Raw genomic sequence first — 12,597 nt, 5'->3', positions numbered from 1 at the left:
ATGACGAACACCGTGAACACGGTCGGCCTGTATGTACGCGACCAGGATGAAGCACTCGAGTTCTACGTCGGCAAACTGGGCTTCGAAGTCCATACCGATGTCCGCAACGGCAGCTATCGCTGGCTGACCGTGCGCAGTCCCGGTCAGGATGGATTCCAGCTGGGCCTGTTCGTGCCCGGACCGCCGACCCACGATGCTGCGACGGCACTGGCCCTGCAGCAGCTGGTGGCCAAGGGCGCGATGCCACCGCTGGTGCTGGCCGTGGAGGATTGCCGGGCGCGCCATGCACAATGGCAGGCGCAGGGCGTGGAGTTCACCCAGGAGCCGATCGAGCGCTTTGGTGCGATCGATGCCGGATTCCGTGACCCGTCAGGCAACGGCTGGAAGATGATTGAAGCCCGTTCCGAAATGAGGCGGCGGCAATGAGCCGCGGCAGCTGGGCGCGACCGGTGCATCGCTGGACCTCGATCGTGTTCACCGTGGCGGTGATCGCCAATTTCATCGCCCGTGGCCTGGGGCAGGGGGAGCCGGCGGCGTGGATCACCTATTCGCCGTTGCCGCCGCTGTTCCTGCAATTGTTCACCGGCCTGTACCTGTTCGGGTTGCATTACGCAGGCAGACGCCGCAGCACCGCGCCCGGTGCTGCGGGGTGATGCAGGCTCAGGCTGCCGCGTCGGCGGCGTAGGCGGCCAACAGCGCCGGAAGATCCTCCATGCGCTGGAAGATCACCTGCGCACCGGCCGCACGCAGTGCCTCCGGCGTGCTGTGGTGCGGGCCGCCTTCGCTGAAGCCGAACACGGTGGCACCGGCGGCAACGCCGGCGGTCGCGCCGGTCACGGTGTCTTCGATGACCGCGCAGCGCTTCGGGTCCACGCCCAGGGCGGCGGCGGCTGCCAGATAGACGTCCGGGTGCGGCTTGGTGTTCGCCTGGTCCTGGCCGCTGTAGACGTGGCCGCCAAAGGCATCGAGGATGCCGACCTTGCCCAGCTGCAGCTGCACTTTGTGCAGGTCGGCACCGGAGGCGCAGGCAATACGCCCGCCGGTCGCCGCGGCGATCGCACGTACCGCCGCCGGCGCGCCCTGGATGGCCTGCAGGTCGCGTTCCAGCGCGATGTTGCGCTGCTGGCGGAATTCCTCCAGCCATGCCTCGGTGAACGGCTTGCCGGTGCGTTCTTCGATCAGCCCGGCCAGGTGGGCCACCGACTGGCCGAGGAAGACTTCGCCGGCCTGGGCCGGGGTCAACGGCCAGCCGCGCTCGGTCAGCATTTCCGAGAGCACGCGGGCCACCAGCGGCTCGGAATCGACCAGCACGCCGTCACAGTCGAACAGCACGGCATCGAAGGGGTAGGGGGACATCAACAGCTCCTGGCAATTGCAATCACGGTGCGACGGGGCGCCTATCTTCCCACGGCGGAACGGGCAGGAACGCATCCACCAGCGCATCCACCGCCGCACGCACCTTCGGAGCAAGGTCCCGGGTCGTGGGCCAGATCGCATGGATGGGCGCGCTTTGCATGCTGTCCGCCGAAATTACCCCGACCAGCGCGCCACTGCGGAGCTCTTCTCCCACCAGCCAGGTGGTCGCCTCGCCAATGCCAAGGCCTGCCAGAAGTGCAGACCGCAACGCCTCGCCATCGCTGATGCGATGCCGGCCCTGGATGCGATGGCGGACGAGCGTGCCGTCCGGACCCGGCGCCGTCCAAGGCAGCACATGCCCCTGCCTGCCAAAGGTGACGCAGTCGTGCGCGGCCAGATCGGCGATGTTCTGCGGTATGCCGCGCGCCCGCAGATAGGCAGGTGCCGCACATATCATCGAACGTTGGTATCCCAGTGCGCGTGCGGACAGCGAACTGCTCTCGGCAAGTGGTCCCAGTCGCACCGCAAGATCGATGTTCTCCTCCAGCAGATCCACGGCGCGGTCGGTGAAGCTGACGTCCAGCTGCAAACCGGAGTGGCGTTGCGCCAGCGCGATCAGTATCGGCATGACCCAGCGCTGCCCGAACGCAACGGGCAGGCTGACCCGCAGCACGCCAGCGGGCTCCCGCCGGCGCGAAGCAGCATGGGATTCGGCCTCATCCAGCTCCGCCAGGATGCGGCGGCAAACCCGGTAGAACTCCGCGCCCTCCACGGTCAATGCCAGACGTCGGGTGGTGCGATCGAGCAGGCGCGTACCCAGCCGCCGCTCCAGTGTGGCCACGCTCTTGCCTACGGCGGATTTGCTCAGGCCCATGCGCAGCCCCGCGGCAGTGAAGCTGCCGGCATCCACGGCCTGCACGAATACGCTGATGCCCTGCAGGCGTGCCGCGCTGTACGTGGTCATGTTTTGCTGATTGAAGAAGAATTGGCGCCAGTCTAGATCGAATATTCCGCAACTGGCCACCTCGGCGCGTCAATAGACTGGCTGGGCGCACTTCTGCGCAGCTTCGAGAAGCCCCGTGTCCATTTCAACGATGAATGCCTGGGAACTGACCGGCCCAGGCCTGGCCAGACTCCGTTGCGCTCGGCGCCCCTTGCCGGAACCCGCGCCCGGAGAAGTGCTGGTCAAGGTGGGAGCGGTCTCTCTCAACTACCGTGATGTCCTGATGGTGGACGGTGCGTTGCTTCCCGGCCAACTGCCCGCTCACTTTGTGCCGGCATCGGATATGGCCGGGGAGATCGTCGGCGTTGGCGAGGGCGCGCGACGCTTCACTGTGGGCCAGCGGGTGATGGGCAATTTCTGGACGCAATGGCTTGATGGCCCGCCGCCCGATGCGATCCTCCAGCACGGCCTCTCCCTCGGTGGACCGCTGCCCGGGATGCTGGCCGAATATGTGGTGTTGCCGGAGGCCGTCGCCGTTGCTACGCCCCCTTCGCTGTCAGACGTGCAAGCGTCCACATTGCCAGTGGCGGCGCTGACGGCGTGGTTCGCGTTGGCTGAGACCGGCCGGCTGGCTTCCGGGCAGACCGTGCTGGTGCAAGGCACCGGAGGGGTTTCGCTGTTCGGCCTGCAGTTCGCGCAGGCACTGGGTGCGAAGGTGATCGTCACCTCGCGCAGCGAGGCCAAGCTGGACAGGGTGCAGCGCCTGGGTGCCTGGGCCGGAATCAACACCGGCAGCGATCCGGAGTGGGCAACCCGGGCAGTGGCGTTGACCGAAGGCAAGGGCGTGGACCATGTGCTGGAGGTACTTGGCGGCGACAATCTCGCCCAGAGCGTGCAGGCGCTGGCCATTGGTGGGCAGATCCTGCAGATCGGCTTCCTGCAGGGACGGGAGCTGCAGTTGCCCGCCCTTCCGCTGATGCTGCGATGTGGCGCGCTGAAAGGAGTTTCAGTCGGTCATCGCGCGAGCTTCGAAGCGATGAATGCCGTCATCGAACGTGCAGGCATCCAACCGGTGATTGATTCAGTCCATGATTTCCCCGATGTGCTGGCCGCCTTCGCACGGCTCCAGCAAGGGCCATTTGGCAAGGTGGTGATTCGGGTAAACGAGCTCTGATCGAGTGGCAAAGCGCCTGTGCGGCGCGGGAAGCGCACGCACAGGCAGATCGGCAGTCAGCCCAGGTCGCAGCCGGCCGGCTGCGGCCAGGTGGTGGCCGGCAGCATGTTCTTCAGCGAGGCCGGTGCGTTGATGGCCACGTAGCTGGCACCCAGCAGCTCCTCCAGATCGGCGATGGTCACCAGGTAGCTGTCCAGGCTGCCCAGGTTGGCTTCATTGGGGATGATCCAGCTGATGGCCTTGGCGGTACCGGTGTTCGGGTCGCGGGTGATGATCGTCTTCCAGAAGAACTCCGGGGTCGGAATGCCATGGCTGGCCAGGAAGTAGTCGTTGGCGGCATCGCCATAGACCACGCCGCCGTAGACGTCCACCGGCGCGATGTCGCGGTAGCACTCGGCCACGTTCTCGGCCTTCACCCAGATGCCCTGGTTGAAGCTGGACACCTGCGGAACGATGTTGGTCATGTAGTTGGCGCGACGGATGTAGGTCGCGTTGTAGTCCATGTGGTTGGAGGTCACCAGGTGGCCGCGGTCATAGCCGGACTTGATGCTGGCATAGGAGGCGGTGCTGTTCTGGCCCAGGCAACCGGCCGGCAGGTCCGGGTCCTTGTAGAAGCTGGACGGCCGCGCCGCCGAACCGGTGTCAGCGGTGAGCGTGTATTCGTAACGGGTGGCGCTGTGGATGTCACAGTCGTAGGTCAGCACGAAGCCGCCCTTGTTGAGGGTGACGACCTGGGCCTGGGCGGCGCCGGCGAAGGCGCTGAGGACGAACGCGAAGACGAAGCTTGCAAGGCGCATTGCGGTTCTCCAGCAGAAGATTCAGGGCGCAGCCGTCCACCTCGACCTGGCCGTGGCGAGGTCATGGGGAGACACTGCGGATGCGGAATGCGGGTGCTGCCGATTGCGGTGGAGCGTGACCGCGGCGAAGCGGCCAGACCGGCCGTGCGGTGGCACAAGCGTCACAAGCTGTCGCCTTTCGGTCAACGAGGAAAAGGCGAAGCTGTGACAGTGCGCAAGCACTGGCGACGTGTCAGATCAGGCGATGGGTGGGTGAAATGCGCGCATGCTAAGGCCAGGCCTTTCCTGCCGAACAGATCAGGGCTGCGCCTTCAGCATGTAGTCGCCAGCGCGTGCGCCGGCCACCACCGACCAGCCCGGCGCGAGCTGCAGCGACCAACCGTCGCCCTGCAAGAGCGGCCCGTCCGCTGCAGGGGCCTGCACGAACACGGCTTTCCAGTCGCTGTGCATCAACGCACCGTCGGTCACCTGCAGCGTGCCCCAGTCATCGGTCAGGCGCAGCGTCGGATACACCGCGCCGCTGCCCGGCAACGGCTGCACGCTGTTGGGGTCGAACTGGATGCGCATGCGGCGCAGATCCAGCCGCAGCACCGGCCCGCTCACGAAACGCGCGTGGTTGCGTTCAATCTGTGCCTGCCGATGCTGCGCGCGCAGCGTTTCGGCGCGGTGAAGCGCCGCACCGTCGTAGCGGTTGGCCGCCGCACGCATCGCCGGTTCGTCCAGGGTCGGCTCGATGCGCGACGCCTGCGCAAGCAGCGTACCGAGATCGCGGGGGGGCTGGTCGAGCGCGCTGCGCCAGCGCGGTGCGGCCTGGTCCAGCAGCAGGCCGTAGGCCGGGCCGGTGGCATAGGCGAAGGATCGGACGAAGCTGCGGTCGTCGACGTGTGCGCGAAGATCGTGCAGCGCGGCCTCGATACGCGCGGCCGGTGTCGGATTGCCGACCCGCACGCCGGTGTATTCGGCCAGGCCCTCGTTCAATTCCAGTGCCGCTTCTTCCTTCGCGGCTGAGGGGAAACGTCGATGGCGCTCGGCACGGAAGGCGAGGGCGTCGCTCACCGCGATACGCTGGGCATTGTCGTCGTTGGCCAATAATGCGGCGGCCAGCGCCCGCCATTCCAGTTGCAGCAGATAACGCCCACCGAGGGTGTCGAGATGATCATTACCGCCTTCGACCGGCCCGGCGATGGACAGTGCCGGCTGCAGGCGATGGAACATCTCGTGTGCCAGCAACGTGCGGCGCCGCGCGTCATCCTGTGGCAGTGGCCACAGCAGCTGCGTCCAGCGTGTGCCGGACCAGTCGACGGCGGTGTTGGCCACCAGTGCATCGGGGGGCAACTGGCCGACGAAGATCGCGCCACGCGCGCTCAGGGCGCCCTGTGCATCCTGCTGCGACGCCTTCAGCTCACGGCTGGCGGCATCGACCAGCATCATCGGTCCACACAGCGATGCGCCCCACAGCGCGCCGTCGTCAGCGCGGCACAGCGCATCGGCTTCGCTGAAAACAGCATGCGCCGCAGCATCGGCCATCGGTGTATCAACCGCGTCAGCCCGCCCGATCACGCAGGGCAACAGGCACATCAGTGCGTAACGTCGCAACTCCATGGCATCCCTGCATCGGTGTGTGGCGTGCGCGCATGGTAGCGGTTGCGGCCGATCGTCGTTGGCGGGGCGAGGGTGCCTTCCATACCCGGGCGTACAGCAAGGCGCTGCGCCGTCGTGCTGCAAAAACTGTGCGACACGTCAAATTTTAGGGTAGTGTCGGGGTCGCTGCCGGGGACGCAGCGAGGTGTGCAGCGTTGGGGACGACGCGCGGCACCAGCAATTGAAGCACCAGACACCACAGCGCCGGCGCTGCGCCGGCGTGCATCTTGGGCTTTCATTGAAGGGGTATTCGATGCGCAATGCATGGATCAAACGAAGCAAATGGGTCGCGTTGACACTGGTGGCCGGTGCCGCTCTGGCGGCCGCTGCCGTCGGCGTGCGCAGTACCGCCACCCAGTCGAAAACCGGCAATCCCTCGGTGGACGCGCGTGCCGGCAACCCTGCCGGTCCGGCCGCCACCGGCCCCGGCAGCAGCCTGGGTGAGCTGTCCAACCGCTACATCGTGGTCTACCGCGAGGAACCGCTGGCCACCTACAAGGGGGACATCCAGGGCCTGGCGGCGCCGGAACGCCTGCGACCCTCGGCCAGTGCCGCACGCGCCGCGGCGGCCACCGGCAATACGCCCACCCCGCGCATCGCCGTGCAGGGCGCACGCTCGCGCGACTACGTGCGCTTCCTGGCCGGTCGCCAGGCGCAGCACGAAGCGCGCATCAACGCCACGCTCGGCCGCAGCGTGCGCGTGGAGCGCCGGATGCAGCATGCGATCAACGCCTCGGTGCTGCAGATGAATCCGCAGGAAGCCGAGCAGGTGCGCCAGCTGCCCGAAGTGGAGCTGGTGGAGGAGTACAAGGAGTACGAACAGGACACCGATGTCGGTCCGGGGCTGATCGGTGCCACCGCGCTGTGGAATGCCACCCCGACGCCATATCGCGGTGAGGGCATCGTGGTCGGCGTCATCGACTCGGGCATCAACTTCGGCAGCCCGGCCTTCACTGCCCGCGCTGAAGATGGCTACGAGCACATCAATCCGCTGGGGGCAGGCACCTATCTGGGCACCTGTGCCCCCGGTGGTGTCGATGAGGGACGCTGCAACAGCAAGCTGATCGGTGGCTACGATTTTGTCTGCACCGCACCCGGCAATCAGTGCGGCGTGGCCGATGTGCGCGAAGAGCCTGGATTCGGCGATACCAACGGCCATGGCAGCCACACCGCGTCGACCGCGGCGGGCAATCCGCACACCGCGTCCTACCGAGGCAACCAGATCCACATTTCCGGTGTGGCCCCGCGCGCCAACCTGATCGCCTACGACGCCTGCTACACCGAGGTGTCCAGCGGCCGTGGCCTGTGCCCCAACACCTCGACACTGGCGGCGGTGAACCAGGCGTTGGCCGACGGTGTGGTCGATGTCATCAATTACTCCATTGCCGGCGGCACCGCACCCTGGGGTGAAGCGGTGTCGCTGGCCTTCCTCAATGCGTCCGATGCCGGCATCTATGTGGCGACCTCGGCCGGCAACTCCGGCCCGGGCCCCAATACCCTGGGGCATCTGGAGCCGTGGACCGGCAGCACCGCCGCAGCCACCCACGGGCGCGGCGACATCGAGCTGTACGCCGCGGTAAGCGGGCCTGGCGTGGTGCCGCCGGAGCTGAGTGTGATCCTGCTGACCGAAGGCTCCGGTGGCGTGCCGTTCACCACGCCCATTGCCGCCAGCACGCCGCTGCGGGTCAGTGCCGGCATCGACACCGCCAATGATGGCTGCGCCGCATTCCCGGCCAACACCTTCCAGGGTGCGATCGCGGTGATCCGGCGGGGCTCGTGCAACTTCAGCGACAAGGTCAACAATGCGGCCGGTGCCGGTGCCATCGCGGTGCTGATCGCCAACAACCAGCCCACGCCGATCCTGCCCAACGTGGCGGGCGCCACCATCCCGGCGTTCGCCATCGACCAGGCCGACGCCAATGCGCTGCGCACTTTTGCCAACAGCGTGGGCAATGCTGCTACCGGCGGCATCGCCTATCCGGCCACCAAGGTGAGCAACACACCGGACGTGCTGGGTGATTTCAGCTCGCGCGGCCCGGCCGGCGTGTTCGATCTGGTCAAGCCGGACGTGACCGCGCCAGGCGTGCGCGTGCTGGCAGTGGTGGCCGGTACCAGCGTGACCGGCTCGGAGAACGCAGTCGGTCTGATGGATGGCACCTCGATGGCCTCACCGCATCATGCCGGTGCGGCCGCGCTGCTGCGCCAGGCACGACCGGACTGGACCGTGCAGGAAGCGCGTTCGGCGCTGATGATGACGGCGCGCCAGGAGGTGATGAAGGAGGATGGCGTCACCCCGGCCGATCCGTTCGCGATGGGCGCCGGTCGCATCCAGGTCGATCAGGCATTGCGCGCCGGGCTGGTATTGAACGAGACCAAGGCCAATTTCCTGGCTGCCAACCCCGCCAACGGCGGTGATGTGGCCTCGCTCAACATCGCCAGCATGGGCAAGCGCAAATGCCCGGACAGCTGCAGCTTCACCCGCGTGTTCCGCAATGTGCTGCCGACCCGGCAGACCTGGACAGCGAAGGTGACCGGCCTGACCGCGGTGGTGTCGCCGTCGGTGTTCACCCTGGCGCCGGGCGAAAGCAAGGCGGTTCGGGTGATCGTCACCACCGGTGCGGTGCCCAACGATGGCAGCTGGCGGTTCGCACGCCTGACCGTGGCGCCGCAGGGCGGTGACACCAGCCAGCCGTTGCTGCGTCTGCCGATTGCGGTTTCGGTGCCGCCGCCGCAGATCGCCGCCACGCCGCCGACCAGCTCGCTGACCCTCCCGACCGGTGGCAGTGGCTCGGTCAACCTGCAGATCACCAACACCGGCGGTTCGCCGCTGGAATGGCAGATCGACAACTCCGGGGTAGGCACCCGCACGTTGGTCGCGCAGGCGCCGAACAACGCCAATGGGCGCCGCTCCACGCGCTTCACCGATGCCGCTTCGGTCGGTGCGCGCGCGCAGTTGTCCGCCGATGACTTCACCCTGGGCGAGACCACCGGCATTACCCGCATCGTGGCCGATGGCTTCGTCAACGGTGGCTCGCTGGCGACCTCGACCAACCTCAACTGGTCGATATTCCGCGACGTCGGCGGCAATCCGGAAGGCAACCCGGAATCGAGCCCGCAACTGGCGGTGTGGTCGCATACCGCAACCGTTGGCAGCGCGGGCGTGAGCACCTCTGCCACCCTGGCCAGCATCAACCTGGACATGGCCGCCGCCGGGCAGAACGTCAGCCTGCCTGCCGGCCGCTACTGGCTGGTGGTTTCGGTGCGTGCACCGCTGGCCACCAGCTGGTTCTGGTTCAACGCCACCAGCGGCGACAGCGTGTACCGCGGCGCGATCATCAACCCGGACGGCAGCGGGGCCTGGTCGGCCACCACCGGTGCGCCGGGCCTGGCCTACGGGCTGGGCGGCAGCAACGCCTGCGGTGCCGGCTGGATCGGTACGCCCTCGCGAGCGCTTGGCCGCATCGTGGCCGGTGCCAACCAGACCACGCAGGTGCAGATCAACGCCGGTGGGCTGGCGCCAGGCAACTACTCCGGCTTCGTCTGCGTGGGCAGCAATGACCCGACCACGCCGAAGACCGCCGTGCGTGTTGCGTTGACGGTCACACCGTAAGGCGCGCGCAGCATCCGGGCCGGTCCCGCAGGGGCCGGCCCGTTCTCCAGCGTTTCCGGCCGTGGCCGGAGACCTTCCTTGATGGACCTTGGGGGTACCGTGAAGACGATGCACAAGCACATCCTTGCCGTGGCGCTGGCCATGGCAACCGCGCCGGCGTGGGCCGGTGATACCTGCCAGCTTGACGATGGGTTCGGCGGCGTTTCCAGTGGTGGCGCGACCGCCGGCGGCGCCGCGTCGATGGCCTGTGGCAATGGCGCCGACGCCAGTGGTGATCTGTCCGCTGCGGTCGGTACCGGCGCCAGCGCCAGCGGCACCGGCAGCACCGCCATCGGTGCCGCCAGCAGTGCCTCCGGCGACCAGAGCGCGGCGGTTGGCGTGGGCGCGTCCGCGTCCGGCGCCAACAGCGCGGCGATCGGTGACAGCAGCACCGCCAGTGGCGATTTCAGCAGCGCCAGCGGCTCCGGCAGCTCCGCCACCGGTTCGTTCGCAACGGCGTCCGGTGCCGGCAGCACGGCCAGCGGCGAGAACAGCACGGCGGTGGGCAGTCTGTCCGAAGCCAGTGGTACCAACAGCAGCGCACTGGGCAACGGTGCCGTGGCCTCGGCCAACGACAGCGTTGCACTGGGCAACGGCTCGGTGGCCGATCGTGCCAACTCGGTGTCGGTCGGCAGTGCCGGCAACGAACGGCAATTGACCAATGTGGCCGCCGCCACCCAGGGCACCGATGCGGTCAATCTCAACCAGATGAACTCCGCCAATGCCGCCACGCTGTCTTCGGCGAACGGATATGCCGACACCCGGGCCGCCGCTGCCGTCACCACGGCCAATGCCTACACCGACGCCAGCAGTGCGACGACGCTGTCATCGGCCAACGGCTACACCGACACCCGCGCCGCGGCCGCCGTCACCACCGCCAACGCCTATACCGATGCCAGCAGCGCAGCCACGCTGTCGTCGGCCAATGGCTACACCGACACCAAATCGGCGCAGGCGGTCACCACGGCCAACGCCTACACCGATCAGCGCCTGGCCCAGTTCGCCGTGGACAACAACGGGCTGCGCCAGGAGATGGAGCGCCGGCTGCGCCACCAGGATCAGCGCATCGATCGCATGGGCGCGATGAGTTCGGCGATGTTGAACATGGCCATCAATGCGGCTGGCTCGCAAAGCCCGCGCGGTCGCATTGCGGTCGGTGCCGGCTTCCAGGGCGGTGAGCAGGCGCTGTCGATCGGCTACGGCAAGCGTATCGGCGAGCGCGCTTCGTTCTCGCTGGGCGGGGCCTTCAGCAATGGCGAGAAGTCGGCGGGCATGGGCTTCGGCGTCGATCTGTAGTCGAGGGACGCGGGCAGGGGGCGGGTAACGCCCCCTGTTCAGCATTGAATGCCCGACAACATGCCGGCAACGGCATGTTGCGTCGCAAGGTGCCAGCCACCATGCGCACTGGTACGGTCCAGCCCGTTGCATACCAACAACGGGGAGAGACGACGATGCGCAAGCTGGTGCTGATGTTGATCCTGCTGACGGGCCTGGCACCCTCCGCCTGGGCGGCCACGGTCAAGACCACCCATACCACCATCAACAGCTGGGACGGAACGCCGCTTGGCGCCTTCGTCATCGAGCCGCAGGACGCCGGCAGCGGACGGTTCCCGCTGCTGGTGATGCCCAGCAGCTGGGCCGTGCCCAGCGCCGAGTACGTGGGCGTGGCGCAGGCCCTGGCCCGCCGTGGCTACATCGTGATCAGCTACAGCTCGCGCGGCTTCTGGGAGTCGGGCGGCAACATCGACATCGCCGGCCCGGCCACGGTCGAAGATGTCAGTGCGCTGATCGATTGGGCCTTGGACAACACGCGGGCCGACCCGGCGCGGATCGGCGTTTCGGGCATTTCCTATGGCGCCGGCACCAGCCTGCTGGCGGCCGCGCGCGATCCGCGCATCAAGGTCGTGGCCGCCTTGAGCGGCTGGGCCGACCTGGAAGCCTCGCTGTACAGCAACCGCACCCCCAGCGCGCAGGGCATCGCCTTGCTGGTGGCGGCCGGGCTGGCCACCGGACGCCCGGGCTCCGAGCTGGCCACCATCAACCGCAACGTGCTGCTGGGCAATTTCCAGGGTGCAGTCGATTCGCTGTTGCCGGTCGCGGCCCAGCGCAGCCCGGCCAGCAGCGTGGATGAGATCAACGCCAACCGGCCGGCGGTGTTCCTTGCCAATGCCTTCAATGACAGCCTGTTCCCGCCCGGCCAGCTGGTGGACTTCTTCAACCGCCTGCAAGGGCCCAAGCAGCTGCAGCTGCGCCACGGCGATCACGCACTCAACGAGCTGCTCGGTGCGCTGGGTATTCCCAATGAAGTCTATGAGCAGGCGGGCGACTGGTTCGATCACTACCTCAAGGGCGTGGACAACGGCATCGATCGCCAGGCCGCGGTGCAGCTGAAGTCGCAGAAGGGCCTGTGGAGCCGCTATTCCAACTGGCAGGCCACCGGCAATGGCGCCGTCAGCTACGCGCTCACCGCACCCGGCGGCCTGCTGCTGCCCACCGGCGGCCTGGCCGAGAACGGCCGCAGCACCGGCTGGAACTATCGCATCGGCAGTGGCCTGTTGACCGCCGCCAACTCGGGCGTGGCGATGGCATCGGGCGCCCTGCAGATGATCAACCTGCCACCGGGCGCGTACATTCCGTTCGTGGGCCGCAGTGCCGCCGGCGTCTGGCAGGGCCCGGTGCAGTGGAGCGCGCGCCGGCTCGATGGCACGCCCGAGCTGCGCGTCACGGTCACGCCCAGCCGCGCCAATACAACGCTGTATGCCTACCTGTACGCCGAAGACGTGCTCGGCAATGGCCAGCTGATCAGCCACAAGCCCTACACGCTGCGAGATGCGACGCCAGGTCAGGCGCAGACTCTGGACCTGCGCCTGGAGGCCAGCAGCTGGAACCTGCCTGCCGGCAGCCGCTTGACGCTGGTGATCGACACAGTGGATCTGCGCTACGCCGGCATCAGCCAGCTGGGCGGAACGGTCACCTTCAGCTCGCCGGCCGCGGCGCCTTCGCTGCTGAAGGTGCCGTTGCACTGAGGCGCAGCGGC

General features: G+C 67.6%; 10 protein-coding genes. 6 read left to right on the top strand and 4 right to left on the bottom strand.

Translation table 11 applies throughout. From position 1 onward, the window contains the following. Together C9412_RS05070 and C9412_RS05065 are read left to right on the top strand one after the other, a co-directional pair. Window positions 1-426, top strand: a complete 426-nt coding sequence (locus C9412_RS05070; protein ID WP_107230618.1) for a VOC family protein — start codon at window positions 1-3, stop codon at window positions 424-426. Beyond that, complete coding sequence (locus C9412_RS05065; RefSeq protein ID WP_107230617.1) at window positions 423-653, top strand: hypothetical protein; 231 nt, start codon at window positions 423-425, stop codon at window positions 651-653. Before C9412_RS05070 ends, C9412_RS05065 begins: the two co-directional genes overlap by 4 nt. A 7-nt stretch (window positions 654-660) precedes the next feature. On the opposite strand, the gene C9412_RS05060 is transcribed toward C9412_RS05065, so the two are convergent. Together C9412_RS05060 and C9412_RS05055 are read right to left on the bottom strand one after the other, a co-directional pair. Further along, window positions 661-1,356 (bottom strand): HAD family phosphatase, encoded by a 696-nt coding sequence (locus tag C9412_RS05060; protein ID WP_107230616.1) that lies wholly within the window; start codon window positions 1,354-1,356, stop codon window positions 661-663. Between the two features lie 22 nt (window positions 1,357-1,378). Next, window positions 1,379-2,320: a LysR family transcriptional regulator gene (locus C9412_RS05055; RefSeq protein WP_107230615.1), complete on the bottom strand. Its 942-nt coding sequence runs from the start codon at window positions 2,318-2,320 to the stop codon at window positions 1,379-1,381. Window positions 2,321-2,534: 214 nt separating this feature from the next. Here C9412_RS05055 and C9412_RS05050 point away from each other — a divergent pair, with 214 nt between their 5' ends. Then, window positions 2,535-3,473, top strand: coding sequence for an NAD(P)-dependent alcohol dehydrogenase (locus C9412_RS05050; protein WP_258189998.1), 939 nt, complete (start codon window positions 2,535-2,537; stop codon window positions 3,471-3,473). A 56-nt stretch (window positions 3,474-3,529) separates the two neighbouring features. On the opposite strand, the gene C9412_RS05045 is transcribed toward C9412_RS05050, so the two are convergent. Together C9412_RS05045 and C9412_RS05040 are read right to left on the bottom strand one after the other, a co-directional pair. Next, window positions 3,530-4,270: a DNA/RNA non-specific endonuclease gene (locus C9412_RS05045; RefSeq protein WP_107230613.1), complete on the bottom strand. Its 741-nt coding sequence runs from the start codon at window positions 4,268-4,270 to the stop codon at window positions 3,530-3,532. A gap of 297 nt (window positions 4,271-4,567) precedes the next feature. Next, window positions 4,568-5,872 (bottom strand): hypothetical protein, encoded by a 1,305-nt coding sequence (locus tag C9412_RS05040; protein ID WP_107230612.1) that lies wholly within the window; start codon window positions 5,870-5,872, stop codon window positions 4,568-4,570. 292 nt (window positions 5,873-6,164) lie between these two features. Here C9412_RS05040 and C9412_RS05035 point away from each other — a divergent pair, with 292 nt between their 5' ends. The 3 genes from C9412_RS05035 (at window position 6,165) to C9412_RS05025 (ending at window position 12,586) form a co-directional block, all read left to right on the top strand. Further along, entirely contained in the window at window positions 6,165-9,521 is a 3,357-nt protein-coding gene (locus C9412_RS05035) for a S8 family serine peptidase (protein ID WP_107230611.1), read from the top strand. A gap of 108 nt (window positions 9,522-9,629) precedes the next feature. Further along, window positions 9,630-10,856, top strand: coding sequence for a YadA-like family protein (locus C9412_RS20985; protein WP_308811142.1), 1,227 nt, complete (start codon window positions 9,630-9,632; stop codon window positions 10,854-10,856). A 155-nt stretch (window positions 10,857-11,011) separates the two neighbouring features. Next, the gene (locus C9412_RS05025) at window positions 11,012-12,586 is read left to right on the top strand and encodes a CocE/NonD family hydrolase (protein ID WP_107230609.1); all 1,575 of its coding nucleotides are present in this window, start codon (window positions 11,012-11,014) and stop codon (window positions 12,584-12,586) included. The last annotated feature ends 11 nt before the right edge of the window (window positions 12,587-12,597 follow it).

The sequence above is a fragment of the Stenotrophomonas sp. Nf1 genome (genome assembly GCF_003028475.1).
Classification (GTDB): domain Bacteria; phylum Pseudomonadota; class Gammaproteobacteria; order Xanthomonadales; family Xanthomonadaceae; genus Stenotrophomonas.
This window is presented reverse-complemented; position numbering and strand designations above follow the sequence as displayed.

What these genes read in the sequence shown, in the direction of transcription:
- C9412_RS05035 (WP_107230611.1), top strand. Translation starts at nt 6,165, where the DNA reads ATGCGCAATGCATGGATCAAACGAAGCAAATGGGTCGCGTTGACACTG.
- C9412_RS05065 (WP_107230617.1), top strand. Translation starts at nt 423, where the DNA reads ATGAGCCGCGGCAGCTGGGCGCGACCGGTGCATCGCTGGACCTCGATC.
- C9412_RS20985 (WP_308811142.1), top strand. Translation starts at nt 9,630, where the DNA reads ATGCACAAGCACATCCTTGCCGTGGCGCTGGCCATGGCAACCGCGCCG.
- C9412_RS05040 (WP_107230612.1), bottom strand. Translation starts at nt 5,872, where the DNA reads ATGGAGTTGCGACGTTACGCACTGATGTGCCTGTTGCCCTGCGTGATC.
- C9412_RS05070 (WP_107230618.1), top strand. Translation starts at nt 1, where the DNA reads ATGACGAACACCGTGAACACGGTCGGCCTGTATGTACGCGACCAGGAT.
- C9412_RS05045 (WP_107230613.1), bottom strand. Translation starts at nt 4,270, where the DNA reads ATGCGCCTTGCAAGCTTCGTCTTCGCGTTCGTCCTCAGCGCCTTCGCC.
- C9412_RS05055 (WP_107230615.1), bottom strand. Translation starts at nt 2,320, where the DNA reads ATGACCACGTACAGCGCGGCACGCCTGCAGGGCATCAGCGTATTCGTG.
- C9412_RS05060 (WP_107230616.1), bottom strand. Translation starts at nt 1,356, where the DNA reads ATGTCCCCCTACCCCTTCGATGCCGTGCTGTTCGACTGTGACGGCGTG.
- C9412_RS05025 (WP_107230609.1), top strand. Translation starts at nt 11,012, where the DNA reads ATGCGCAAGCTGGTGCTGATGTTGATCCTGCTGACGGGCCTGGCACCC.